This is a genomic window from Micromonospora sp. DT41 (assembly GCF_049841715.1).
In the GTDB taxonomy this organism is placed as follows: Bacteria; Actinomycetota; Actinomycetes; order Mycobacteriales; family Micromonosporaceae; genus Micromonospora; species Micromonospora profundi.
Map to the genome: position 1 here is coordinate 203,623 of NZ_JBNCKU010000006.1, position 23,926 is coordinate 227,548.

Here is a 23,926-nt window from a genome sequence, read left to right on the forward strand (position 1 = left end):
CGGAGGTGCCACCGGGGCGCGGCAGCCGGCAGACTGGTCCGCGTGTCTGCGCTTGGAACACTCACCCGTCGGGTCGGCCATCACCGCTGGTTCGGTGCCGCCGCCCGCCTGCTGGTGCCCGCCGACCGGATCGTCGGCCGGCTCACCCGTGGGCGGGTGGTCGCGCTCGGCCTGATCCCGTCCCTCGTCATCACCACCACCGGCCGCCGCTCCGGCAAGCCGCGCAGCAACCCCCTGCTCTACGTGCCCGACGGCGACGCCTACGTGGTGATCGGCTCCAACTGGGGGCAGACGCAGCAGCCCGCCTGGTCGCTGAACCTGCTCGCCGAGCCGACCGCCGAGGTGGACGTGCGGGGCCAGCGGATCCCGGTGCGCGCCGTGCTGGCCACCGGCGTCGAACGGGACCGGCTGTGGCAGCTGCTGGTCACCGAGTGGCCGGCGTACCGCGCGTACGTCGAGCGGGCCGGCGATCGGGAGATCCGGGTCTTCCGGCTGGAGCCGACCGGGCGCGGCGCGCCGGCCGAGCCACGGTCGGCTGGCTAGGCTGACCTCGGGTTCGAGTCGGAGGTGGCGGCGGTGAGGGCGAGCAGTCAGCCGATCCGGCGAGCCGTACGGACACCCACGAGGGCCGCCGGATGAGCGTGAGCGACGATCAGCCCCGGGTGCGCGACGATCAACGGTGGACGGTCGCGGAGCGGGTGGCCGAGGCGATCCGACGGCGCTTCCCCGCCGACGTGCTGGCGATCGCGGTGCACGGTCCCCTGGCGCACGGCGACGACGACGGCGGTGGGGACGGCGAGGTGGGACTGCTGGTGGTCACCTACCGGCCGGGCACCGGTCCACGGCCGGCGACCCGGCGGGTCGACGGGGTGCTTGTCGACCTGACGGTGGCCGCCGCCGACGACTACCTCGGGCAGGCCCGGCAGCTCTCCCCGCTGTGGCCGTTGACCGCCGACCGGTACGTGACCACCCAGGCGCTGCACGACCCGACGGGTTGGCTGCGGACGTTGCGCGACGAGCATCTGGGCCGGCTGGCCCGCGCCCGGCCGGGCGAGTTCAGCACCGCCGCCCGGCAGTCGTGGTACAGGGGCAGTGCGGCGCATTCCCGGGCCGCCCGGCTCGCCGAGTGGTACGAGACCGACCAGGCGCTGCTCATGCTCGGTGAGGCGCGGCTGGCCGCGGCGACGGTGACCGGCCTGCTGAGCCGCACCTACTTCCGTGACCCGGGTGACGCGGTGCGACGCACCGGTCTGGCTGGCGCGGACATGACCGAGGTGGGTGTGGTGCTGACCCGGCAGGCCGACGAGCTGGCTGCCCGTGGCCGACCGGTGGACGGCACCGTCGACGACCTGCTCACCGGCTGACCGGCGTCACAGCCCGCCCTGCACGCCGATCAGCGAACCGATCAGATACGTAGCCCCGGCCGCCGCGGCACCCAGCAGCAGTTGCCGCAGCCCGCTTGTCCACCAGGGCCGGCGGGTGAAGCGCGCCACCACCGCGCCGGCGGCGAACAGCCCGAGCCCGCCCACGGCGAGCGCCAGCCAGAGGGCGCTGGCGCCCAGCAGGTACGGCAGCAGCGGCACCAGCGCGCCCACGGAGAAGAACAGGAACGAGGAGAACGCCGCCGCCCACGGGCTCGGCTGGTCGTCGGGGTCGACGCCCAACTCTTCTCGGACGTGCACCCGCAGCGCCTCTTCCGGGTCACGCCGCACCGCCTCGGCGACCTGGGTGGCCAGGTCCCGGGACAGGCCACGGGCCACCCACGCGTCGGCCAGTTCGCGGGCCTCCGCCTCGGGGTGCCGTTCCAGTTCCCGTCGCTCCTTGGCGACCTCGGCGGCGATCTGCTCGTTTGCCGACCGCACGCTCGTGTACTCGCCCAGCCCCATCGAGATCGCGCCCGCCACCAGGCCGGCGGAGCCGGTGAGCACGATGCTGCGCGGCGACACCCCACCGCCGCCGACGCCGGCGATGAGGGCGATGTTGGTGACCAGCCCGTCCATCGCGCCGAAGACGGCCGGCCGCAGCCAGCCGCCGGACACGTCCGCGTGGTGGGCTTCGCGGAGCGCCGCAGGGGTGTCGGTCACGGCAGGGTCAGGATTTCGTGGCCGTCGTCGGTCACCACGATGGTGTGCTCGAACTGGGCCGTCCACTTGCGGTCCTTGGTCACGACGGTCCACCCGTCGTCCCACATGTCGTACTGGTAGGTGCCGAGCGTGATCATCGGCTCGATGGTGAAGGTCATTCCCGGCTCCATGATGTCCGTGGGGCGGGGACTGTCGTAGTGCGGCACGTAGAGCCCGCTGTGGAAGGACTCCCCGATGCCGTGGCCGGTGAAGTCGCGGACCACTCCGTAGCCGAACCGCTTGGCGTACGACTCGATGACCCGGCCCACCACGTTGATCTGCCGGCCCGGCTTGACCGCCCGGATGCCGCGCATCATCGCCTCGTGGGTCCGCTCGACGAGCAGCCGGGCCTCGTCGCTGACCTCGCCCACGCAGAAGGTGGCGTCGGTGTCACCGTGCACCCCGCCGATGTACGCGGTCACGTCGACGTTGATGATGTCGCCGTCCTGAAGGACCGTGGAGTCCGGGATGCCGTGGCAGATGACCTCGTTGATGCTCGTGCAGCAGGACTTGGGGAAGCCCCGGTAGCCGAGCGTCGACGGGTACGCGTCGTGGTCGCAGAGGAACTCGTGCACCACCCGGTCGATCTCGTCGGTGGTCACGCCGGGTTTGCAGTGCTCGCCGGCGAGCTGTGTCGCCTGGGCGGCGAGCCGGCTGGCCACCCGCATCTTCTCGATGGTCTCGGGTGTCTGCACGTGCGAGCCGCGCCACTCCTGCGGCTGCTTCTTGCCCACGTATTCCGGGCGGGAAATGTGGGCGGGCACCGGTCGCCACGGCGAGAGCGTGCCTGGCGTCAGCGGCGGACGTTCGGTCATGTCCCAAGCCTATCGCCGGGCCACCGGTGACCCGCGCCACGGCGGCGCGGTACCGGTTGTTGCTCCGTCGTGTCGCCTGTGCCATGGTGTCTGCGTGGATCAAGGAGGAGCACCGCCTGTCTTCTCCGCCAGCGGAGAAATCGACGGTGATCACTTCCATGTGGTGGTGACCGGCGAGGTCGACATGGCGACCGCCGACACCATGCTCCAGACCGCGCTGCGCGAGCCCGCCCAGCGGCTCACGCTCGACCTGCGCGCTGTCACCTTCTTCGACTCGGCCGCCATCCACGCCCTGGTCCGGCTCGCCCAGCAGTTCACCGGCACGTTGTCAGTGCTGCCGTCCCGGCAGGTCCGCCGGGTGCTGGAGATCTCCGGCCTGGGCGACCAGGGCTGGCTCGAACAAGCCTGACCCCCGGTCAGGGCTGCAACTGCCGGCGCAGCGTCACCTCGGTGCCCTCGTCGGTACGCCGCACGGTCAGGTCGCCCAGGGCGCCGATCAGCGACAGCCCTCGCCCCCGGAACCCGGAGTCGGTCGACTCGCGCCACTGCCCGCTGTCGCGCACCGTGGCGGTCACCGTCCGGTCCTCGATGGCCACCTCGACGCTGATCACCGACTCGGCAGGGTCGACCGGGTGCTCGATGGCGTTGGCGGCGGCCTCCGAAACAGCCACGGTCAGGTCGAACAGGTCGGTCTCGCCCACGGAGTGCGCGACAAGGAAGTCCTCCAGGCGCTTGCGCAGCACGCTCAACCGGGTCGGGTCGGCCGGCAACCGCAATGCGAACCGGTTCAGCTCGGCCGCCTCCAGTGCGAGCACCGCCACGTCGTCGCGCCGCGCGCGCCCGGAGACCCGGTCGACCACAGTGTCGATCAGATCCGCCACGTGCTCGCCCGGCGTGCCCGCGTCGGCACGCAGTTGGGCGAGCGCGGCGTCGATGCCGACCTGCCGGTCCTCGATCAGCCCGTCGGTGTACAGCAGCAGCCGACCACCGGCGGCCAGCTCCCCCTCGACCGTCTGGTACGTCGCGTTCGGAAGCGCGCCGACAGGTGGGCCGAGTGCACGGTCATGCAGGAACGCCACGTCGTCTCCTCGGATCAGCAGGGGGGACGGGTGACCGGCGCTGGCGTACCGCAGTCGGCCGGTGCGCGGGTTGAACAGCAGGCAGACCACTGTCGCGAAGGAGCGACCCTCGGTGGACCCGACGAGCCGGTTGAGCCGGGACAGCGACTCACCCGGGTCGTAACCCTCCAGCAGGTACGCGCGCAGCGCGTTGCGCAACTGCCCCATCGCCGCCGCGGCCTGCACACCCTTGCCGACCACGTCACCGATGACAAGCACCAACTCGTCGCCCTCAAGCGCGATCGCGTCGTACCAGTCGCCGCCGACCTCGACGTCGGCGGTGCCCGGCAGGTAGCGGCTCGCCAGGACCGCCCCCAGCATCTGGGGCAGCGTCCTGGGCAGCAGGCTGTGCTGCAACGTGGTGGCGATGTGGTGCTCAGCCTCGTAGAGCTGGGCGTTCTCCAGCCGCACCCCGACCAGCCGGGCCAGTTGGCTCAGCGCGGCCTCGTCGGCCTGCGAGTCGTCACCGGCCGCCCGCCAGACGCGCAACTCGCCGAGCTGCTCGCCACCGGTGCCGGTCAGCTCGGCCACGAACGACGGATCGGTGGCCGTGACGCCACCCGCGTCCGACTCGGACCGGGCGTCGGCCGAGGTGACCACCACCCGGGCGGCCTCGGCGAGGCTGAGCGCGTGCCGGGCGGCGACCTGGAGAACGTCGGCGGTGGATCGGGCGGTGTTCACCGCCACCGCCGCGTCGGCCAACGTCCGGAGGCGACGGATGATCTGCCCGCGCAGCTGGCCCAACTCGACGTTCGCCCGTACGCGGGCGATCAGCTCCTGCCCGGAGAACGGCTTGGTCAGGTAGTCGTCGGCACCGACGGAGAGACCCGCCACCGCCTCCGCCGACCCGGCCCGGGCGGACAGCAGCACGATCGGCACGTGACGGGTACGCGCGTCGGCGCGCAGCGCGCCGACCAGCCCGAACCCGTCCAGCCGGGGCATCATCACGTCGGTGAGCACCAGGTCGAACCCACCCTCGCGGGCCAGCTCCAGAGCCGCCAGGCCGTCGTTCGCGGTGACCACCTCCCAGGTCGGGGAGAGCAACCGGGTGACGTGCTCGCGCAGGTCGACGTTGTCGTCGACCACGAGGATCCGGCCGGCAGGGATGCCCGAGGCAGGCTGACTGTCGAACTCCGGACCCGCCTCGGCGCCGGACCACAGCGCGGTCTCCGCCACGTAGAGGCGGGCCTGCTCGGGTTGGCCGGCCGGCAGCGGAGCGAACCCGACCACCCGGTCCGCCTGAAGGTGCGCCGACCCGAACGGAATGGTCACCGTAAAGGTGCTGCCCTCGTCGACCTCGCTGGTCACCCCGACCGTGCCGCCGTGCATCTCGACCAACTCGCGGACCAGCGCGAGGCCGATCCCGGTGCCCTCGTGGGTGCGGGCACGCACTCCGGGCACCCGGTGGAAACGCTCGAAGACGTGCGGCAGCTCGGCCGGCACGATGCCCACACCGGTGTCGGTGACGTCGAGCCGGGCAGCGCCGTCGACAGCGCGGACCCGTACCTGGATCTCGCCGTCGAAGGTGAACTTCAACGCGTTCGACACCAGGTTGAGGACGATCTTCTCCCACATGTCCCGGTCGACGAAGACCGGCGCCGACAGCGGTGGGCAGTCCACCACCAGGCGCAGCCCGGCGCGGTCGGTGGCCGAGCGGAAGGTGCTGGCGAGCCGCGCGGTGTAGCCGGCCAGGTCAGTGGGCTGGTAGCGGGCGGCGAGTCGACCGGATTCCAGCCGGGAGAAATCCAGCACTGTGTTGACAAGCTTGAGCAGGCGCAGCGCGTTGCGGTGCATCACGGTGAGTCGGTCGGTGTAGGTGGCGGGCATGCTCGGGTCGGCAAGCATGTCCTCAAGCGGGCCGAGCACCAGTGTCAGCGGGGTCCGGAACTCGTGGCTGACGTTGGCGAAGAAGTTGCTCTTCGCCCGGTCCAGTGCGGCCAGTTCGGCGGCACGGGCCCGCTCCTGCTCGTACGCCCGCTGGATGCCCACCGCCCGGGAGATCTGCGCGGCCACCAGGTCGAGGAAGTCGCGGTACTCGTCGCTGAGCGGCAGCCGACGGTTCACGCCGACGACAAGCGCGCCGACCGTCTCGTTCGTCGCCGTGACCGGCAGGACGTGGGCGACGTCGGCCACGTCGGCGGGCAGTTGGCCGAGCAGGTCGGCCACCCGGACAGTGGTCGGTCCGTCGGCGACCAGTTGGGCGAACGCGTCAGCGGTGAGGCCCACCGTGGCCGGGTCGGTGCCGGTGGCGCCGCTCAGGACGAACCGGCCGGTGGAGTCGGCCTGGTAGATCAACGCGAACGGCACGTCGGCCCGGTGCCGACCGAGCACGTCGGCGGCGGTCCGGCCCAGCTCGGCCGCGCTGCCGACGTCGGCCAGCTCGGCGCCCAGCTCCGCCAGCGCCCGCAGTCGACGTTCGCCCAGCACCCGCCCGGTGGTCTCGTTGACGATGCAGTAGACGCCGCTGACCGAACCGTCGGCACCTCGGATCGGGTCGTACGCGACGTCGAAGTAGGTCTGCTCGACGTAGCCGTGCCGGTCCAGCAGGAACGGGTGGTTCTCGCCACGGTAGGAGCGTCCGGTACGTCGAACACCGTCCAGCAGCGGGCCGAGCACCTCCCAGGTCTCCGCCCAGTTCTGTCGGGCCGGCTGGCCGAGCACGTCCGGGTGCTTGCTGCCGATCGTCGGCCGGTAGGCGTCGTTGTAGAAGGCGAGCTGGTCCTCACCCCAGAACATGACGATCTGCGCGCTGGAGGCCAGCATCATGCTGATGGCGCTGGAGAGCGCCGTCGGCCAGTCCGATGGCGAGCCCAGCGGCGCCGTGGACCAGTCGAAGGCGCGCAGCCGCTCACCCAACTCGCCGCCGTTGGCGAACGCGGCAGCCAGCAGCAGGGGGATCTCATTGCCGTCCGTGACGGAATGCCCCGTGTCCGCGCCCCCCTGCGCCGAGCTCATGCAGCCCCCTGCTCCGGCCGTGCCCGCAGCCGTTGATCTTCCGCACCGTGCCTCGACTTGTACCCAGCAGGATCAGCAACGTAACGCATGGCGAACCGTGGACGCTGTTTGGCTGCGCTCTGCCCGTCGGACACCCGACAGTGCGGGTCGGGCATGAGCCGGGCCGGCGGCACGGAAGTGGCCCGACGACTCAGAAAACGGGCAATCCGTCGATGCTTGCGGCGTTCTTCGTGGCCCGGTACGTCACCAGGTCGTCGGTCGTACGCCGCGAGTGTGAGGTAAGCAACAGGTCGCGTTCGGCGCGGAAGTCCATCAGCGGCACCGCATAGCCGCAGGAGTCGCTGACGCGCTGCACGTCGACGGTGATCACGGCCCGGACGGCGTGCACGTCCGGTGGGGCGGGAAACTCGGCCAGACGGTCGGCGAAGTCGGCATCGGTGACCGCGACGCTGCTGCCCCGACCGTGCAGCCGGACGATCTTCGGTGGCCCGTCGAACGCGCAGAACATAAGCGTGATGCGGCCGTTGTCCCGCAGGTGGGCGATGGTCTCGGCACCGCTGCCGTGGTAGTCGAGGTAGGCCACCCGGTGCGGGCCGAGGATCACGAAGGTGCCACGCATGCCTTTCGGCGAGACGTTGACGTGCCCCTCCGTACCGGACGGCGCGGTGGCCACGAAGAAGACCGGCTGGGCCGCGATGAAGTCACGCAGGCGACCGTCGATCTCCGAATACACCTTGCCCATTGGCTGATCCTCCCACCGGCCGAGTCGCCGCACGGGGGCGACGTATGTCACACCGGCAGGCGCCGCCTCACAGCGGAGTGACGTACGCGCCGGTGATGCCGCCGTCCACCACGAACTGCGCGGCTGTCATGAACGAGGCGTCGTCGCTGGCCAGGAACGCCACAGCGGCGGCGATCTCCTCCGGCGCCCCGAACCGGCCCATTGGCACGTGCACCAGCCGGCGTGCTGCCCGCTCCGGGTCGGCGGCGAAGAGTTCCAGCAGCAGCGGGGTCGCCACCGGGCCGGGGCAGAGCGCGTTGACCCGGATGCCCTCCCGCGCGAACTGCACGCCCAACTCCCGGGTCATCGCCAGCACGCCGCCCTTGCTCGCGGTGTACGCGATCTGCGACGTCGCCGCGCCCATCAGCGCCACGAACGAGGCGGTGTTGATGATCGAGCCCTTGCCCTGCCGACGCATGTGCGGGATCGCGTACTTGCAGCACAGGTAGACGCTCGTGGTGTTGACTCGCAGCACCCGTTCCCACGCGTCGAGCCCGGTGTCCAGGATCGAGTCGTCCTCCGGCGGGGAGATGCCGGCGTTGTTGAACGCGATGTCGACGCTTCCGTGCCGCTCGGCGACACCGTCGAAGAGGTCACGTACCGCCGTCTCGTCGGCGACGTCGGCGGCCACGAATTCGCCGCCGCACTCCTGCGCGGCCCGCTCGCCGGCCGCCTCGTCGATGTCCACGCAGACGACCCGGGCACCCTCGGCGGCGAACCGCCGCACGGTGGCCAACCCGATCCCGCTGCCCGCTCCGGTGACCACTGCCACCCGGTCCTGCAACCGACCCTGCACTGGCGTCACTCCTCTGTCGCGATGAACACGTTCTTGACGTCGGTGAAGGCGTGCAACGCGTCCGGACCCAACTCGCGGCCCAGCCCGGAGCGCTTCATCCCACCGAACGGAGTCCAGTACCGCACCGAGGAGTGCGAGTTGACGCTGAGGTTGCCCGAGTCGACGGCGCGGGCCATGCGCAACGCCCGACCGACGTCCCGGGTCCAGATCGAGCCGGACAGGCCGTACTCGGTGTCGTTGGCGAGCCGGATCGCGTCAGCCTCGTCGTCGAACGGGAGGACCGAGACCACCGGCCCGAAGATCTCCTCCCGCCAGTGCCGGTCGGCGGGCGAGTCGGCCAGCAGCACTGTCGGCGCGTGCCAGAAGCCGGGGCCGTCCGGGCAGGACCCGGTGAACGCGACTGTCGCCCCGGTCAGGTAGCCGGCCACCCGGTCCCGCTGCGCGGCGGAGATCAGCGGACCCATCTCGGCGGTGTCCCGGGACGGGTCCTCCACCCGCACCGCGCGTACCGCCGGTTCGAGCAGTTCGAGGAAGCGGTCGTACACCTGGCGTTGGACCAGGATCCGCGACCGTGCGCAGCAGTCCTGGCCGGCGTTGTCGAAGACCGCGCCCGGCGCGGTCGCGGCGGCGCGTTCCAGGTCGGCGTCGGCGAACACGATGTTGGCGCTCTTGCCACCCAACTCCAGCGTGAGTCGCTTCACCTGCGCGGCGCAGCCGGCCATGATCCGGGTGCCGACCTCGGTGGAGCCGGTGAAGCAGATCTTGCGGACGGCCGGGTGGGTGACGAACCGCTCCCCCACCACCGAGCCCTCGCCGGGGATGACGGTGAACACGTCGTCGGGCAGGCCGGCCTCGCGGGCCAGTTCGGCAAGCCGCAGCGCGGTGAGCGGGGTCAGCTCGGCGGGCTTGAGCACCACAGTGTTGCCGGCGGCAAGGGCCGGAACGAAACCCCAGGCGGCGATCGGCATCGGGAAGTTCCACGGCACGATCACCCCGACGACGCCGAGAGGTTCGTGGAATGTGACGTCCCACCCGCCCGGCGCCGGGATCTGCCGCCCGGTCAACCGCTCCGGCGCGCCGGCGTAGTAGTCCAGCACGTCGCGGACGTTTCCGGCCTCCCAGCGGGCGTTGCCGATGGTGTGCCCGGAGTTGCGGACCTCCAGCGCGGCCAGCTCGTCGAGGTGCGCGTCGACGACGGAGGCGAACCGCCGCAGCAACCGCCCCCGATCCCCCGCCCCGACAGCCCGCCAGGACTCAAAAGCAGAAGCAGCCCGAGAAACAGCGGAGTCAACCTCGGCGAGTGTCGCCCCGACAACGTCCCGAATCCCCGCCCCAGAAGCCGGATCAACAATCAACGCCATACCCCTACCCCGCCCTTCACCCTGCCGCCCCCACCCACCCTGCCGCGTCGATCATGGAGTTGTGGTGCCTCGCGAAAGCCACATTCGATCGCATTCTGCCCACCACAACTCCATGATCGACGCGGGCGGGGGGCGGGTTAGAGGCGTTCGAAGCCACGGGTTAGCTCCCAGTCTGTTACCGCTGCGTCGTACGCCGCGATCTCCACTCTCGCCTGGTTGGCGTAGTGGGCCACCACCTCTTCGCCGAACGCCTCGCGGGCCACCTGGGAGTTCTCCCAGAGGGTCAGGGCGTCACGGAGAGTGCCCGGAACCCGCTCGGCCTCGGGGTCGTCGTACGCGTTGCCGGTGCACTCCTCGCCCAACTCCAGCTCGCGCTCGATGCCGTGCAGGGCGCCGGCGACAAGGCCGGCGATCGCGAGGTACGGGTTGACGTCGGCGCCGGGTACCCGGTTCTCCACACGCATCCCCTGGCCGTGCCCCACCACCCGCAGCGCGCAGGTGCGGTTGTCCACCCCCCAGCGCAGCGCCGTCGGGGCGAACGACCCAGGCTGGTACCGCTTGTAGGAGTTGATGTTCGGGGCGAAGAGCAGACTGAACTCCCGCATCGTGGCGAGCAGCCCGGCGAGCACCCGCTGACCGGTCTGCGACAGGTGGGCAGGCCCGTCGCCGAGCATCGCCGACGAGCCGCCGGAGTCCCGCAGCGAGAAGTGGATGTGGCAGGAGTTGCCCTCCCGCTCGTTCGGCTTGGCCATGAAGGTGATCGACATGCCCTCCTGGGCGGCGATCTCCTTGGCCCCGTTCTTGTAGATCACGTGGTGGTCGGCGCACGCCACTGCCTCGTCGTACCGGAAGGCGATCTCGTGCTGGCCGAGGTTGCACTCGCCCTTGGCGCTCTCCGGGGTCAGCCCGGCGCCGGCCATCTCGGTGCGGATGCGGCGCAGCAGCGGCTCCACCCGGGCGGTGCCGAGCAGCGAGTAGTCCACGTTGTACTGGTTCGCCGGGGTGAGGTCGCGGTAGCCGCGCCGCCACGCCTCCTCGTACGAGTCGCGGAACAGCACGAACTCCAGCTCGGTGCCGGCGTACGCGGTCAGCCCGTGCTCGGCCAGCCGGGCCAGTTGCCGGCGCAGGATCTGCCGAGGTGAGGCGACCACGTCGCCGGAGCCGTCCAGCCAGGCCAGGTCGGCGAGCAGCAGCGCGGAGCCGGGCTGCCAGGGCGTCCGGCGCAGGGTCGCGAAGTCCGGCACCATTGCGAAGTCGCCGTAACCACGCTCCCAGCTCGACATCGCGTACCCGTCGACGGTGTTCATGTCGACGTCGACTGCGAGCAGATAGTTGCAGCCCTCGCTGCCACCCTCCACCACCTGGTCGAGGAAGTAGGGCGCGTGGAAGCGTTTGCCCTGCAACCGGCCCTGCATGTCGACAAGGGCCAGCACCACGGTGTCGATTTCACCCTCGGCGACGGCGACCCGCAGTTGTTCCAGCGTGAGCGGAGCTTTCCTCATTGGCGGGCCCTCCATCACCAAGGTCTACTGGCAAACCGGACCACCGTCAATGCCCCCGGCCGGCACCCCGGCAAACGCGGTAGTCGCTTCGTTCGAGAGGGACCCGCTTCGCGGGCAACGAAAGGATCTTGGTCGTACTAGCCTGCACGCCATGGCCTTGAGTCCGGATCAGTTTCACGACCATGCGCTGGCCGTTGCCGACGACGAGCGGCGGCTTCCCCTGGCGCGTATGACGGGGTGGGACATCAGCCCGTTCGAAGAGGACACTCTGCGGGTCGCGCCGCTGCGCCCACCGGTCCTGCCCGAGCCCGCTCGGCACGGCGAGGACCCGGCGGACTGCCAGCCGTGCCGGGAACGCGACGAGGGCATCTGGTTCAACGACCACTGGCGGCTGGCCCAGGTCGCGGGCGTGGGCGTGCCGCTGGTGCTGATGCTGTGGCCGCGCGACCATCACGACCTCACCGACCTCCCCGACGAGCTCGCCGCCGAACTGGGCCTGCTGACCACCCGCATCGCCCGCCACGTGCAGGCACTGCCGTACATCTCCCGCGCGCACGTCTACCGCTTCGGCGACGGCGCGGCCCACCTGCACATCTGGTTCTTCGCCCGACCCGAGGGCCAGGCCCAGCTCTTCGGCTCCTGGCTGCCCGTCTGGGACGACCTCCTGCCGGAATACCCCGCCGACGTCGCCGCGGCGGACGCCGCGACCGTGGCCGACGCCCTGATCGCCTCACACGGGGGCCGCCGGTTCGCGACCCCCGCCGCGGCTACTCCAAGCTCATGACCCGCCGGTCAGATAGTCGGTCAGTCGGTCGGCGAGCTGCCGTGGGTGGCTGAGCGCCACGGCGTGACAACCGTCGACCTCGTCCGGGACGACGCCGAGACGATCGGCGGCCACCTTGCGTAGGAAGGCCGCCGGGAAGAACCTGTCCTCGCGGGCGATGAGCACCTTCGTCGGCACGGCCGGCCAGGCGTCCAGCGGCCACGGCTCGTTCCACTCCGCGCTTACCTGCTCGCGGACGTGCGCCGGGGCCGCCGCGACGACCTCGGCCGGCACCCCGCTGTAGAACTGCTCCTCCTCGCTGAGCCCTTGCGGGCTGCGGTAACCGGTGTTGTCCCACCAGTCGCCGGGCCGCTCACCGGGACGCGGGATCATCGGGGTGAGCAGGACCAGCAGTCGCACCGGCAGCCGGGCGGCGATCAGCGGCGCGGTGAACCCCCCGTACGACTGGCCCACGACCACGAGGTCGCCACGGTCACCGACCGCGTCCACGACCGTGTCGACGAACTCGGCGAACCCGGCCGAACTGTCGTCGATCGGAAGCTCCGGCACCACCACGTCGTGCCCCCGATCGACCAACTCGGGGACCACCAGATGCCAGTCCCACGCACTGCCACCGCCGCCGTGGATGAGCACGAAAGTCGCCATGTGCCGCAGACTCGCACACGGGTATGACAACCCCCGCCCGGCCGACGACCCGTCAGCCGCCCTCGGTACCGACAGTGGGCTGCTCCCGCGTCGGCGAGGGCGACGCCTCGACGGTACGCACGGGGCCGGTGAACCACTTCCGGGCCGAGGCGTACCACCAGACGGCGACGAGCAGCAGTACCCCGCCCACGGCCAGCGGCGCGTAGTTCACCGCGGACCAGGCGAAGTCGTCGTTGCCGGGCACCCCGGCGGGCACGATCGGCAGCACGAAGTAGACGGCGATGACAGCGATCTCGATGACAGCGATCCAGCCGAGCACCTTGTACTTCCGCCCCAGCGTCCACGGGCCGGGGGTGAAACGGTCCCCCATCCGCAGGCGCAGCGCGATCGGGATGAGGAAGGACAGGTAGAGCCCGAGCACCGCGACGGACACCACGGCGTAGAAGGCGATCGGAATGCCGGCGGGGCTCTCGTAGAGCGCGGGGAGGGTGAGCACCAGCCCGGCAAGTGTGGCGCCGATGATCGCGTTGGCCGGGGTGCCGTTGCGGTCCACCTTGGACCACAGCCGCCAGCCGGGCACGGCCCGGTCACGGCTGAACGCGTACGTCATGCGGCTCATCGATGTCACGCAGCTCATGCCGCAGAAGAACTGCCCGATCGTGGAGATGATGATGACGATCTTGAAGAACACCGGGGTCAGGGCGGATTCGAAGATGGCGCCGGAGAAGCCGCCGGCCGCGTTCACCGCCTCCACGTCGGTGGCCGCGAAGAGGAACGCCAGCAGCAGGATCCAACCACCGATGGCCGAATAGAAGATCGACTGCCAGAGCCCTCGCGCGGCGGCCTGCGAGGCGCCGCGGGTCTCCTCCGAGACGTGCGCGCAGGCGTCGAAGCCGGTGATCGTGTACTGCGTGAGCAGGAAACCCAACGGCAGCACGTAGAACCAGAACGTCAGCCCGCCGACGTCCCCGTCACCGAAGCCTGAGTTGTTGAACCGCTCGGTGAACACGAACTGGAAGCTCTGGTGGTTGTCCGGAACGAAGACCAGGATGGCCACCACGGCGGCCGCGCCGGCAACGTGCCACCAGACCGAGACATTCTGGAGTACGTCGATGATCCGGTGCCCGAAGACGTTGATCAGCCCGTGCAGCGCCAGGATGATCACGAAGAGGATGAACGCCTGGCGCAGCGTGCCGGCCCAACCGTCGAAGAGCGCCGACAGGGTGAGGTTGAGAAACGTCGCGCAGCCGTAGTCGACCGAGGCGGTGACCGCGACAAGCCCGATGAGGTTCAGCCAGCCGGTGAACCAGCCGTGCACCGGACGACCCATTGTGGCCGCCCACCAGTAGATGCCGCCGGCCGTCGGGTACGCGGACACCAGCTCGGCCATGCAGAAGCCGATGATCAGGATGAACAGGGAGATCAGCGGCCAGCCCCAGGAGATGGCCACCGGCCCGCCGTTGTTCCACGCCTGGCCGAACGTGGTGAAGCAGCCGGCCAGGATCGAGATGATGGAGAACGAGATGGCGAAGTTGGAGAAGCCGCTCCACTTGCGGCGCAACTCCTGTTTGTAGCCGAGTTCGGCGAGCCGGCGGGCATCCTCGTCCATCGGTTGCTCGGCGGTCGGCACGGGCGTCGTGGCCACTGCACACCTCCCTGAGGTGGTTCCGCGTGCGAGTGGGCAAAGTGTCATCCCGCCGATCAACTGTGGTCAATACGATGCCGGCGTTTCCCCCAAGGGTCAGGTCACCAGGAGGCCGGCCAGCCATAGCGCGGCGACGACAGTGCAGGCGGCGAACTCGACGAGCATGGACAGGCCGGCGGCCTTGACCGCCTGTTTCGTGGACGGCCAGGCCAGCCGCGAGTCACCGAGACGCAGCCGCTCGGCGGCCCACACCCCGCCGACGAACCCGAGCACCAGGCCCACGATCGGCACCACGAAGAACCCGATGATCCCGAGCAGCCCGCCCGCGAGCAGCGTCATCGTGGGCACACCGGTGCGTTTGAGGTTCCGCCCCGGCCAGGCGTACTTGACCACGGTGCCAGTGACGGCGACGAGCGTCGCGGCGGCGAACACCGCCCAGCCACCCGGGCCGGCGCCCCCGAAGATCGCCCAGACCAGCACGCCGCCCCAGCACAGCGGCAACGCCGGCAGGCCGGGCACCACAACGCCCGCCAACCCGGCCAGAATGGCCAACCCTGCGAGCACAGTGACCGCTGCGGAGGCGTCCGTCACGCTCACCGCGTCACCTCCCGGGCGCGCAGCCGCGCGGTGATCGAGTCGGCCGGCGCTGGTGCGCCGAAGTATCGCCCCTGACCTGTGTCGCAGCGCAGCGCCCGCAGCCGTTCGGCCTGCACCGCGGTTTCCACCGCCTCGGCGGTCACCCACAGCTCCAGGGCGTGCGCGAGCCGGACGAGCGCGTCGACGATCCGCTCGTCCCGATGGTCGGCCGCGACGTCCGTCCCGTCGGCGCGGATGCCCTCGACGAACGGGCCGGCCAGTTTCAGACAGTGGATCGGCAGCCGGCGCAGGTACGCAAGGTTGGAGTAGCCGGTGCCGAAATCGTCCACGGCCAGCCGGACGCCGAGCGCCGCGAGCTGGTGCAGGCTGCGCAGCGGCTCTCCGGCGCTGCCCATCACCGCGCTCTCGGTCAACTCCAGCTGGAGCAGCTCGGCCGGCAGTCCGCTGGTGGCAAGCGCGTCCGCCACCGTCGAGACGATCGCCGGGTCGTCGGCCTGCCGGGCGGCCAGGTTGACGCTCACCACAAGCTGGGCCTCGGGGAATTCCCGCCGCCACCGCTCGGCGTCGTGGCAGGCCCGCCGCAGCACCCACTCGCCGAGCGAGACGATCAGGCCGGTCTCCTCGGCCAGGCCGATGAACCGGTCCGGGCCGATCAGGCCCAGCTCCGGGTGCTCCCAGCGGACAAGCGCCTCCACCGCGAGCATGGTGCCCTCCAGCAGCGCCACGATCGGCTGGTAGTGCACCACGAACTCGCCCCTGTCGAGTGCCGCCGGCAGCCCTGCGACAAGTGCCGACCGGGCGATGTCGCGGGCGCTGCGCTCGGGGTCGTACACCGCCCAGCGGCCCCGGCCTGCGGCCTTGGCCCAGTAGAGCGTGGTGTCGGCGGCCTTCATCAGCTCCGAGGCGGTGGTCTCCGCGGCCGGGCACTCGACGATGCCCACGCTGGCGGAGACCGCCAACTGCTGGTCGCCGACGTGCACCGGGGCGGCGACGGCGACAAGCGCCGCCTCCGCCACGGCCACCGCGTCGGCGTCGCCGTTGCCGTCCCCGCCGTCGACAAGGATGACGAACTCGTCGCCGCCCATCCGGGCCACGAGGTGACCGCGGTCGGCCACGCACTCGGCCAGCCGCCGGCCGATCACCACAAGCAGCCGGTCACCGAGGTCGTGGCCGAGGCTGTCGTTGATCGCCTTGAAGCCGTCCAGGTCGAGGAAACACACACCGACCCGCTGACGGGGCCGCGCGGTGTCGAGGACCCGACCCAGCGTCTCGAAGAACAACGTCCGGTTGGGCAGGCCGGTCAGCGGGTCGTGCAACGCCTGGAAACGCAGCCGCTGCTGGAGTTCGTACCGCTCGGTGATGTCCTCGACCATGGCGACGGTGAAGCGGGGACGACCGTCGTCGTAGCGGATCAACGAGACGGCAAGGTCCGTCCAGACGACGCTGCCGTCCTTGCGGTAGTAGCGCTTCTCGACCCGCGCCGAGTCGCGCTTTCCCTCGATCAGCTCCTTGTAGATCTCCCACATGCCGGCTGCGTCGTCGGCGTAGGCCAGCGACGCCACGTTGGTCTGGCACAACTCCTCGATGGAGTAGCCGAGCATGTCGGCGAACGCCTGGTTGACGTCGAGGATCTGACCGTCGACCCCGGCGATGCCGATGCCGATGACCGCGCCGGTGAAGACCGCACGGAACCGCGCCTCGCTGTCGCGAAGCGCCTGCTCGACCTCGTCGCGTGCCTGCCACGCCGACCGGGCGATCCGCTCCTGCTGGGTGAACGTGCGGTCGCGCAACGCGCGGGCGAACCCGGCGGCCACCCCGCCCTGCACCGCGGCGATCCTCCGCCTCAGGTCGGCCGGTCGGTCGTCGGCCGCCAACACCCGACGGGGAAAGTCGTCACCGAGGGCGGTGAGTGACCACTCCAGCGCCCGGGGCTCGGTCAGGTGGGCCTCCACCAGCGCCCGCCCGACCTCCTCGGCGGGACGGACCGAGAACGGCTCGGCCTGCACGGCCTGGGCCAGCCGCACTGTGTGTACGAGCAGCAGCCGCTCGGTCTCGGCCGCGCTGAGCGGCACGAAACCGAGGCGGCGTACCGCGCGGGCCCAGTCGGCGGCGTACCCCTGGGCGTCGGCCCGGCCGACGTCGACCCCGGTGGGGTCCGGGACGGCGGCCACGGGATCAGCCGACGGACTGGTCGTACCGGGCCACGCCCCCGAAGGCACCGAACCGCTCCGGGTGCTCGTCCACGTCGGCCGGCGAGTCGGGGCGCCAGAGCGGCATGTGCACCACGCCCGGTTCGAGCACCGTCCAGTCGCCGAAGAAGCCGGTGACCTGAGCGCGGGAGCGCAGGGTGATCTCGGTGTCGGTCCGGGAGGAGAGGCGCTGGGCGTCGAGCATCTCCTGCGGCTGGTCCTCGAATGTGGAGTGCGAGATGACAAGGAAGCTGCCGGGCGCGGCGGCGGCCCGCAGCGTGGCCAGGATGTCCTCGGGGCGGTCGGCGTCCGGGATGAAGTGCACCACCCCGGCCAGCAGGATGCCCATCGGTCGACTGAAGTCGATGAGCCCGAGCCGCCGGGTCTCTTCGAGGATGCGCGCCGGCTCCCGCAGGTCGGCGTGGATCACACCGGTCAGGTCGTTGCCGGCGAGCAGTTCCCGGCTGTGCGCGACGGCCACCGGGTCGATGTCGACGTACACCACCCGGGCCTTCGGGTTCGCGGCCTGGGCCACCTCGTGCACGTTGCCCACGGTGGGAATTCCGGAGCCGATGTCGAGGAACTGGTCGATACCGACGTCGAGCAGCGCCCGGACGGCCCGGCGCAGGAACTCCCGGCCGGAGCGCATGGTGGCGGCGAGATTCGGGGTCATGCTGGCGATCTGCTCGGCCAACTGCCTGTCGATCTCGAAGTTGTGTGCCCCGCCCAGGAAGTAGTCGTACACCCGGGCCGCGCTCGGCCTGGTCAGGTCAATCTCGGTCGGCAGTCCGTCCGGCATCAGCGTGCTCCCCAGTTCAGCGCCGCGGGCGAGGCGGCTCGGCGCCGGCTGCCCCTGCGACCACCGGCCGACCCCGCGTTTTGTGTGGTGTGGACCACTCTAGGCCGCCGACTCCCGCGTTCGGGAGATCCCCTCACGCTCTTTCCGCGCTCAGCCGGCCGACTCCAGCAACAGCGAGATACCTTGACCGACGCCGATGCACATTGTGGCAAGCGCCCACCGGCCGCCGCGACGGCGCAACTCCAGGGCGGCGGTCAACGCCAGCCGGGCACCGCTGGCGCCCAGCGGGTGCCCGAGCGCGATGGCCCCGCCGTTCGGGTTGACGTGTTCGGCGTCCACCGGCAGGCCCAACTCCCGCAGCACCGCCACGGACTGCGCCGCGAACGCCTCGTTCAGCTCGACCACATCCACTGCGCCCAACTCGACGCCGACCCGGTCGAGCAGTTTGCGGGTGGCCGGCACCGGGCCGATCCCCATGATCCGGGGCGGCACGCCGGCCGCCGCCGCGCCGCCGATGCGGGCCAGCGGGGTCAGGCCGTAGCGGGCCACCGCGGCCTCGCTCGCCACCAGCAGCGCGACAGCGCCGTCGTTGACGCCCGACGAGTTGCCGGCGGTCACAGTGCCGCCGTCGCGGAACGGTGTCGGCAGCGCGGCGAGCTTCTCCAGCGACGTCTCCCGCGGGTGCTCGTCGACCTCGACCAGCCGGGTCTCCCGACGACCCGCCGGCACTGTGACCGGCACGATCTCTTCGGCGAACCGGCCGGCGGCCTGCGCCAGTGCCGCGCGCTGCTGCGAGCGGTACGCGAAGGCGTCCTGCTCGGCCCGGCCGACGCCGTACTCGGCGGCCACGTTCTCCGCCGTCTCCGGCATCGAGTCGACCCCCCAGCCGTTACGCATCAGCGGGTTGACGAGCCGCCAGCCAAGTGTGGTGTCGTGCACCTCGGCCGAGCGGGAGTACGCCGACGTGGCCTTGGGCATCACGAACGGCGCCCGGCTCATGCTCTCGACCCCACCGGCGACCACAATCTCCGCGTCACCCGCGACGATGGACCGGGCGGCGGTGGCGAGAGCGTCAAGCCCCGAACCGCAGAGCCGGTTGACCGTGCTGCCCGGCACCTCCTCGGGCAGACCGGCAAGCAGCGCCGCCATCCGGGCCACGTTGCGGTTGTCCTCGCCGGCCTGGTTGGCGCAGCCGAGCACGACGTCGTCGACGCGGGCCCAGTCCACCGACGGGTGGCGGGCCACAAGCTCACGGATCACGTGCGCGGCCAGGTCGTCAGGGCGGACGCCGGCCAGCGCGCCGGCGTACCGGCCGATCGGGGTACGGACACCGGCCACCAGGTATGCCACGGTCATCGCGAGTCCTTCGGGGGTGCAGACGGCGGGGGCGGGGCACACCCACCGGGTCGCGAGGGCTGCCGGCCGCCAGGATATCCGCGCTCGCAGCGGATAGGTTTGCGGCATGGCCCGGCCCCAGTTCAGCGCAGAGACCAGCGGCGGCGGCGCGTTCGTCCGCCAGCCCAACCGGTTCACCGGTCGGGTCACCCCGGAGTCGACATCCCCGCCCGGCGGCGGTCCCGACGACCAGGGCCGCTGGCCACTGGAGGCCGGTCGTTATCGGCTCATCTGGTGCCGTGCCTGTCCGTGGGCGCACCGGGCGAGGATCGTGCGCGGGTTGCTCGGGCTTGACGACGCGATCTCGCTGGGCACCGTCGACCCGATCCGTGACGAGCGGGGTTGGGCGTTCGCCCTCGACCCGGACGGCTTCGACCCGGTCCTCGGCGTGGGTTTCCTCTCCGAGGCGTACCTGGCGACCGACCCGGACTACACCGGCCGGGTGACAGTGCCGGCGCTTGTCGACACGCTCACGGGCCGGGTGGTGACTAACGACTATCCGCAGCTCACGCTCGACTTCTCCACCGAGTGGCGACGACTGCACGCCCCCGACGCACCGGACCTCTACCCGGTCGAACTGCGCCCCGAGATGGACGCGCTGATGGCCGAGATCCACACCGACGTCAACAACGGCGTCTACCGGTGCGGGTTCGCCACCTCCCAGGAGGCGTACGACGAGGCGTTCCGGGCGCTCTTCGCCAGGTTGGACGCGCTGTCGCAGCGGCTCACCGACAGGCGTTACCTGATGGGCGACGCGATCACCGAGGCCGACGTACGGCTGTTCACCACACTGGTCCGCTTCGACGCCGCCTACCACGGGCACTTCAAGTGCAACCGCAACAAGTTGACCGAGATGCCGGTGCTCTGGGCGTACGCCCGCGACCTGTTCCAGACCCCTGGCTTCGGCGAGACTGTGGACTTCGACCACATCAAGCGGCACTACTACGGCACCCACGGGGCGATCAACCCGAGCGGCATCGTGCCGTTGGGGCCTGACGAGTCCGGTTGGACCACCCCGCACGGCCGTGGCTGACCGGGCGCGGGCCAGCGTCGAGGCCGCCCCCGCGCGCTCGGACGTCGCCCGCAGGCTCGCCGCGTCGGCATCTGCCGGAGGCGCGCTTGCCGGTGCGGTAGCGGTGACGGTAGCGGTGGTCGCCGGTCCAGGTCCGGGCCTCGCCGGGTACGTGAGCGAGGCGGGCATCGCCGGCAGCGCGTACGCCTCGACGTACCGGATCGGGATCCTGGCGTTGGCCGGCGCGTTGCTGCTGCTCGCCGTGGCGTTGCCGCCCGGGGTGCGGGTGGCGGCCCCGGCGCTGCTGGCCACCGGCGCGGTGTCCACCGCCGTGTCCGGGGCGGTGACCTGCTCGGAGGGCTGTCCGTTGCCGCCGTTCGAGCGGGCCACGGTGGCCGACCTGGTGCATGGTGGCGCGAGCATCGTGGCGACCGGGGCGGTGGTCCTCACCATGGCGGTGCTTGCCGTGTCCGAGCAGGCGGGGTCGGCGGTGCGCCGGTTGGCGGCTCGCGCGGCGATGCTCGCCTTCCCGCTGTGCGCGGCGATCGGGCTGGCCATGCTTGTCGTCGGCCGGGGAACGCTTGTGGGCGTGCTGGAACGGCTGGTCCTCGCGCTCGCGGTGCTGTGGGCGATGGTCACCGCCACCGTGCTGGCAGTGGGCAGGTTTATTCCGCCGTTCGGGTCTTCACGCCCGTAGGGAGCGTCACGGTCAGCGCTCCTTGCGGCGGCTCGCCATCGGCGTACTGTCAGTCATCGATGACCAATGTCTGGGGCCTCACCGTCCGCCTGTACGTCGATCTCCGACTACAGGCCAGCGGCATCTGTCCGGCGTAGCCGCTTCCCGCGCCTACCCCGACCAGACCCGACAATTGGATCATTCTCATGTCTTTTGGCCTGCGCAAGATTCCCTTCTCCGTGCAGATACTTCTTGGCCTGGCACTCGGCGTCGCATTCGGTTTCGTTGCCCGGAGCAATGACCTGAGCTGGCTCACGAGCACCCTGCACACCGTCGGCAGCCTCTTCGTCCAGCTGCTCAAGCTGGCCGTACCGCCACTCGTCTTCACCGCGATCGTGGTCAGCGTGGTCAGCCTGCGCGGCGTGGCGAACGCCGCCCGGCTCGCCGTGAAGACCCTCATGTGGTTCGGCATCACCGCGCTGATCGCGGTGAGCATCGGCATCGGCCTCGGCCTGCTCGTCAACCCGGGCAGGGGCGTCACCCTCGACGTCGGTGCGGCAGCCCCGCCGAAGAACACCGGCTCCTGGACCGACTTCCTCACCGGCATCGTGCCGACCAACCCGGTCGGCGCGTTCGTCGAGGGCAACGTCCTCCAGATCGTCTTCCTCGCCCTCGTGGTCGGCGCCGCGGCGCTGCTGGTCGGTGACGCCGCCGAGCCGTTCGTGGCACTGAACCGCTCCCTGCTGGAGATCGTCCAGAAGGCGCTCTGGTGGGTCATCCGGCTCGCGCCGATCGGCACCCTCGGCCTGATCGGAAACGCCGTCGCCTCGTACGGCTGGGACCTGCTGGCCCCCCTCGCGAAGTTCACCACAGCCGTCTACGTCGGCTGCGCCCTCGTGCTGTTCGTGGTCTACCCACTGGTGCTGGTCCTCGCCGGCCGCCTCAACCCGCTGCGCTTCTTCGCCGGCGCCTGGCCGGCGATCGAGCTGGCATTCGTATCCCGCTCCTCGGTCGGCACCATGCCGGTGACCCAACGCTCCGTCGAGCGCCTCGGCGTCCCCCGCGAGTACGCCTCGTTCGCGGTGCCCTTCGGCGCCACCACGAAGATGGACGGCTGCGCCGCCATCTACCCGGCACTCGCCGCGATCTTCGTGGCCCAGGTGTTCGGCGTGCACCTCGGCGTCACCGACTACCTGCTCATCGCCTTCGTATCGGTGGTCGGCTCGGCAGCCACCGCCGGCCTTACCGGGGCGATCGTGATGCTCACCCTCACCCTGAGCACGCTGGGTCTGCCGCTTGCCGGCGCCGGCCTGCTGCTGGCCATCGACCCGATCCTGGACATGATCCGGACCGCCACCAACGTGGCCGGGCAGGCGCTCGTGCCGACGGTCGTGGCCGCCCGCGAAGGCACCCTCGACAGGGCCGCGTACGACGCCGCCGGCCGGCGGGACCTGACCGACCCGGAGCCGGTCGCGCAGACGCGCCCCGATCTGAGCCCCGCCCCCGCCCCCGCCTGACCGACACACCCGCACGGCGACAGGCCCTCACCCCGAGGGCTTGTCGTCGTGTCGGAGAGGATGAGTTCATGAGTTCCCTGTTCACTCCCCTGGCCCTGCGCGCGGTCACTCTGGCCAACCGGATCGCCATGGCCCCGATGTGCCAGTACTCCGCCGGTCCCGACGGTCTGCCCACCGACTGGCACCTCATCCACCTCGGCACCCGCGCGGTCGGCGGGGTCGGGCTGGTGCTGAGCGAGGCGACGGCAGTGCTGCCCGAGGGTCGGATCAGCCCGCAGGACACCGGGTTGTGGTCCGGCGCGCACGTCGACGCGTGGCGTCCCGTGACAGCGTTCGTGGCCGCCCACGGCGCGGTGCCGGCCGTCCAGCTCGCGCACGCCGGGTTCAAGGCCTCCACGTACCGGCCGTGGGCACCGGAGCGCGGCGGCGTACCGGACGTCGAGGGCGGCTGGACGCCCGTCGGCCCCGGATCGGAGCCGTTCGCCGCCGACTACCGGACGCCGACAGCCCTCGACGCGGCAGGCATCGCCGGGGTCATCGAGGCATTCGCCGCAGCCGCCGAGCGGGCCCTCGCCGCCGGGTTCGCCGCCGTGGAGATCCACGCCGCGCACGGCTACCTGCTGCACGAGTTCCTGTCGCCGCTGAGCAACCACCGCACCGACGCCTACGGCGGTGACCGGGCCGCCCGGATGCGGCTCACAGTTGAGGTGGCCCGCGCGGTACGCGCAGCGGTCGGCGAGAGCGTGCCGGTGCTCACCCGCATCTCCGCCACCGACTGGGTCGACGGCGGCTGGACGATCGAGGACAGCGTGGTGCTCGCCGGCGAGTTGGCAGGTGTCGGCGTGGACCTCGTCGACGCGTCCTCCGGCGGCGTCAGCGTGGACCAGCGCATCCCGGTCGGCCCCGGCTACCAGGTGCCGCTGGCCGCCCAGATCCGCCGCGAGGCCGGCGTACCGACAGGCGCTGTCGGACTCATCGTGGAGCCCGAGCACGCCGAGCAGATCATCGCCAGCGGCGAGGCGGATCTCGTGCTGCTCGGCCGGGAGCTGCTGCGTGACCCGTACTGGCCCCGCCGGGCCGCCGCGAAGCTCGGCGTCGCGTACACCGGACCGGCGCAGTACGCCCGCGCCTCCTGAACCCGGCGCCCCCTGAACCCCGCTGGCTCGTGAGCTGCGCCGGCCGGGTGGCTGCCGTTGTTCGGCAGCCACCCGGCCGT

The 23,926-nt window shown here is 71.2% G+C and carries 21 protein-coding genes; 8 read left to right on the forward strand and 13 right to left on the reverse strand.

Going from position 1 to position 23,926, the window contains the following annotated elements; all coding sequences use genetic code 11:
• Positions 1 to 42 precede the first annotated feature (42 nt).
• On the forward strand, positions 43 to 543 hold the full coding sequence (locus tag ACLQ23_RS13840) for a nitroreductase family deazaflavin-dependent oxidoreductase (RefSeq protein ID WP_355597861.1): 501 nt from the start codon (positions 43 to 45) through the stop codon (positions 541 to 543).
• A gap of 98 nt (positions 544 to 641) precedes the next feature.
• Positions 642 to 1,364, forward strand: a complete 723-nt coding sequence (locus tag ACLQ23_RS13845; protein ID WP_355628502.1) for a nucleotidyltransferase domain-containing protein — start codon at positions 642 to 644, stop codon at positions 1,362 to 1,364.
• A gap of 6 nt (positions 1,365 to 1,370) precedes the next feature.
• Here ACLQ23_RS13845 and ACLQ23_RS13850 read toward each other — a convergent pair whose 3' ends face one another.
• Together ACLQ23_RS13850 and map are read right to left on the reverse strand one after the other, a co-directional pair.
• Positions 1,371 to 2,084 carry a VIT1/CCC1 transporter family protein gene (locus ACLQ23_RS13850; protein ID WP_355597865.1) on the reverse strand — a complete coding sequence of 238 codons (714 nt, stop codon included), beginning with the start codon at positions 2,082 to 2,084 and terminating at the stop codon, positions 1,371 to 1,373.
• Complete coding sequence (gene map, locus ACLQ23_RS13855; protein ID WP_355628499.1) at positions 2,081 to 2,938, reverse strand: type I methionyl aminopeptidase; 858 nt, start codon at positions 2,936 to 2,938, stop codon at positions 2,081 to 2,083. Before map ends, ACLQ23_RS13850 begins: the two co-directional genes overlap by 4 nt.
• Positions 2,939 to 3,032: 94 nt before the next feature.
• Between map and ACLQ23_RS13860 the strand changes: the two genes are divergently transcribed.
• Positions 3,033 to 3,347, forward strand: coding sequence for an STAS domain-containing protein (locus ACLQ23_RS13860; RefSeq protein WP_355597869.1), 315 nt, complete (start codon positions 3,033 to 3,035; stop codon positions 3,345 to 3,347).
• A gap of 7 nt (positions 3,348 to 3,354) precedes the next feature.
• Here ACLQ23_RS13860 and ACLQ23_RS13865 read toward each other — a convergent pair whose 3' ends face one another.
• From ACLQ23_RS13865 to ACLQ23_RS13885, 5 genes are all read right to left on the reverse strand, one after another.
• The gene (locus ACLQ23_RS13865; RefSeq protein WP_355628496.1) at positions 3,355 to 7,011 is read right to left on the reverse strand and encodes a SpoIIE family protein phosphatase; all 3,657 of its coding nucleotides are present in this window, start codon (positions 7,009 to 7,011) and stop codon (positions 3,355 to 3,357) included.
• A 190-nt stretch (positions 7,012 to 7,201) separates the two neighbouring features.
• Entirely contained in the window at positions 7,202 to 7,753 is a 552-nt protein-coding gene (locus tag ACLQ23_RS13870) for a pyridoxamine 5'-phosphate oxidase family protein (protein ID WP_355597873.1), read from the reverse strand.
• A gap of 67 nt (positions 7,754 to 7,820) precedes the next feature.
• Positions 7,821 to 8,588, reverse strand: a complete 768-nt coding sequence (locus ACLQ23_RS13875) for a 3-oxoacyl-ACP reductase (protein WP_355597875.1) — start codon at positions 8,586 to 8,588, stop codon at positions 7,821 to 7,823.
• A 5-nt stretch (positions 8,589 to 8,593) separates the two neighbouring features.
• Positions 8,594 to 9,949 carry an aldehyde dehydrogenase family protein gene (locus ACLQ23_RS13880; protein WP_355597877.1) on the reverse strand — a complete coding sequence of 452 codons (1,356 nt, stop codon included), beginning with the start codon at positions 9,947 to 9,949 and terminating at the stop codon, positions 8,594 to 8,596.
• A 137-nt stretch (positions 9,950 to 10,086) separates the two neighbouring features.
• On the reverse strand, positions 10,087 to 11,451 hold the full coding sequence (locus ACLQ23_RS13885; protein WP_355597879.1) for a glutamine synthetase family protein: 1,365 nt from the start codon (positions 11,449 to 11,451) through the stop codon (positions 10,087 to 10,089).
• 151 nt (positions 11,452 to 11,602) lie between these two features.
• Between ACLQ23_RS13885 and ACLQ23_RS13890 the strand changes: the two genes are divergently transcribed.
• Positions 11,603 to 12,235 carry a hypothetical protein gene (locus tag ACLQ23_RS13890; protein ID WP_355628493.1) on the forward strand — a complete coding sequence of 211 codons (633 nt, stop codon included), beginning with the start codon at positions 11,603 to 11,605 and terminating at the stop codon, positions 12,233 to 12,235.
• Here ACLQ23_RS13890 and ACLQ23_RS13895 read toward each other — a convergent pair.
• The 6 genes from ACLQ23_RS13895 to pcaF form a co-directional block, all read right to left on the reverse strand.
• Entirely contained in the window at positions 12,230 to 12,880 is a 651-nt protein-coding gene (locus ACLQ23_RS13895; protein WP_355597883.1) for an alpha/beta fold hydrolase, read from the reverse strand. The two genes, ACLQ23_RS13890 and ACLQ23_RS13895, sit on opposite strands and share 6 nt — an antisense overlap.
• Positions 12,881 to 12,932: 52 nt before the next feature.
• Entirely contained in the window at positions 12,933 to 14,525 is a 1,593-nt protein-coding gene (locus tag ACLQ23_RS13900; RefSeq protein WP_355597885.1) for an amino acid permease, read from the reverse strand.
• Positions 14,526 to 14,621: 96 nt separating this feature from the next.
• On the reverse strand, positions 14,622 to 15,122 hold the full coding sequence (locus tag ACLQ23_RS13905) for a DUF456 domain-containing protein (RefSeq protein WP_355597887.1): 501 nt from the start codon (positions 15,120 to 15,122) through the stop codon (positions 14,622 to 14,624).
• The gene (locus ACLQ23_RS13910; RefSeq protein ID WP_355597889.1) at positions 15,119 to 17,293 is read right to left on the reverse strand and encodes a putative bifunctional diguanylate cyclase/phosphodiesterase; all 2,175 of its coding nucleotides are present in this window, start codon (positions 17,291 to 17,293) and stop codon (positions 15,119 to 15,121) included. Before ACLQ23_RS13910 ends, ACLQ23_RS13905 begins: the two co-directional genes overlap by 4 nt.
• A gap of 4 nt (positions 17,294 to 17,297) precedes the next feature.
• Entirely contained in the window at positions 17,298 to 18,110 is an 813-nt protein-coding gene (locus tag ACLQ23_RS13915; RefSeq protein ID WP_425735601.1) for an SAM-dependent methyltransferase, read from the reverse strand.
• 150 nt (positions 18,111 to 18,260) lie between these two features.
• Positions 18,261 to 19,466, reverse strand: a complete 1,206-nt coding sequence (gene pcaF / locus ACLQ23_RS13920; protein ID WP_355597893.1) for a 3-oxoadipyl-CoA thiolase — start codon at positions 19,464 to 19,466, stop codon at positions 18,261 to 18,263.
• A 106-nt stretch (positions 19,467 to 19,572) separates the two neighbouring features.
• Between pcaF and ACLQ23_RS13925 the strand changes: the two genes are divergently transcribed.
• The 4 genes from ACLQ23_RS13925 to ACLQ23_RS13940 all read left to right on the forward strand — a co-directional run bounded on the left by ACLQ23_RS13925 (position 19,573) and on the right by ACLQ23_RS13940 (position 23,846).
• The gene (locus ACLQ23_RS13925) at positions 19,573 to 20,538 is read left to right on the forward strand and encodes a glutathione S-transferase family protein (protein ID WP_355597895.1); all 966 of its coding nucleotides are present in this window, start codon (positions 19,573 to 19,575) and stop codon (positions 20,536 to 20,538) included.
• On the forward strand, positions 20,531 to 21,214 hold the full coding sequence (locus ACLQ23_RS13930) for a DUF998 domain-containing protein (RefSeq protein WP_355628484.1): 684 nt from the start codon (positions 20,531 to 20,533) through the stop codon (positions 21,212 to 21,214). Before ACLQ23_RS13925 ends, ACLQ23_RS13930 begins: the two co-directional genes overlap by 8 nt.
• A gap of 197 nt (positions 21,215 to 21,411) precedes the next feature.
• A complete protein-coding gene (locus ACLQ23_RS13935) occupies positions 21,412 to 22,710 on the forward strand; it encodes a dicarboxylate/amino acid:cation symporter (RefSeq protein WP_355597909.1) in 1,299 nt (432 codons plus the stop codon).
• A gap of 68 nt (positions 22,711 to 22,778) precedes the next feature.
• On the forward strand, positions 22,779 to 23,846 hold the full coding sequence (locus tag ACLQ23_RS13940) for an NADH:flavin oxidoreductase/NADH oxidase (RefSeq protein WP_355628481.1): 1,068 nt from the start codon (positions 22,779 to 22,781) through the stop codon (positions 23,844 to 23,846).
• The last annotated feature ends 80 nt before the right edge of the window (positions 23,847 to 23,926 follow it).

What these genes read in the sequence shown, in the direction of transcription:
- pcaF (WP_355597893.1), bottom strand. Translation starts at nt 19,466, where the DNA reads ATGACCGTGGCATACCTGGTGGCCGGTGTCCGTACCCCGATCGGCCGG.
- ACLQ23_RS13870 (WP_355597873.1), bottom strand. Translation starts at nt 7,753, where the DNA reads ATGGGCAAGGTGTATTCGGAGATCGACGGTCGCCTGCGTGACTTCATC.
- ACLQ23_RS13895 (WP_355597883.1), bottom strand. Translation starts at nt 12,880, where the DNA reads ATGGCGACTTTCGTGCTCATCCACGGCGGCGGTGGCAGTGCGTGGGAC.
- ACLQ23_RS13925 (WP_355597895.1), top strand. Translation starts at nt 19,573, where the DNA reads ATGGCCCGGCCCCAGTTCAGCGCAGAGACCAGCGGCGGCGGCGCGTTC.
- map (WP_355628499.1), bottom strand. Translation starts at nt 2,938, where the DNA reads ATGACCGAACGTCCGCCGCTGACGCCAGGCACGCTCTCGCCGTGGCGA.
- ACLQ23_RS13865 (WP_355628496.1), bottom strand. Translation starts at nt 7,011, where the DNA reads ATGAGCTCGGCGCAGGGGGGCGCGGACACGGGGCATTCCGTCACGGAC.
- ACLQ23_RS13880 (WP_355597877.1), bottom strand. Translation starts at nt 9,949, where the DNA reads ATGGCGTTGATTGTTGATCCGGCTTCTGGGGCGGGGATTCGGGACGTT.
- ACLQ23_RS13940 (WP_355628481.1), top strand. Translation starts at nt 22,779, where the DNA reads ATGAGTTCCCTGTTCACTCCCCTGGCCCTGCGCGCGGTCACTCTGGCC.
- ACLQ23_RS13915 (WP_425735601.1), bottom strand. Translation starts at nt 18,110, where the DNA reads ATGCCGGACGGACTGCCGACCGAGATTGACCTGACCAGGCCGAGCGCG.
- ACLQ23_RS13885 (WP_355597879.1), bottom strand. Translation starts at nt 11,451, where the DNA reads ATGAGGAAAGCTCCGCTCACGCTGGAACAACTGCGGGTCGCCGTCGCC.
- ACLQ23_RS13890 (WP_355628493.1), top strand. Translation starts at nt 11,603, where the DNA reads ATGGCCTTGAGTCCGGATCAGTTTCACGACCATGCGCTGGCCGTTGCC.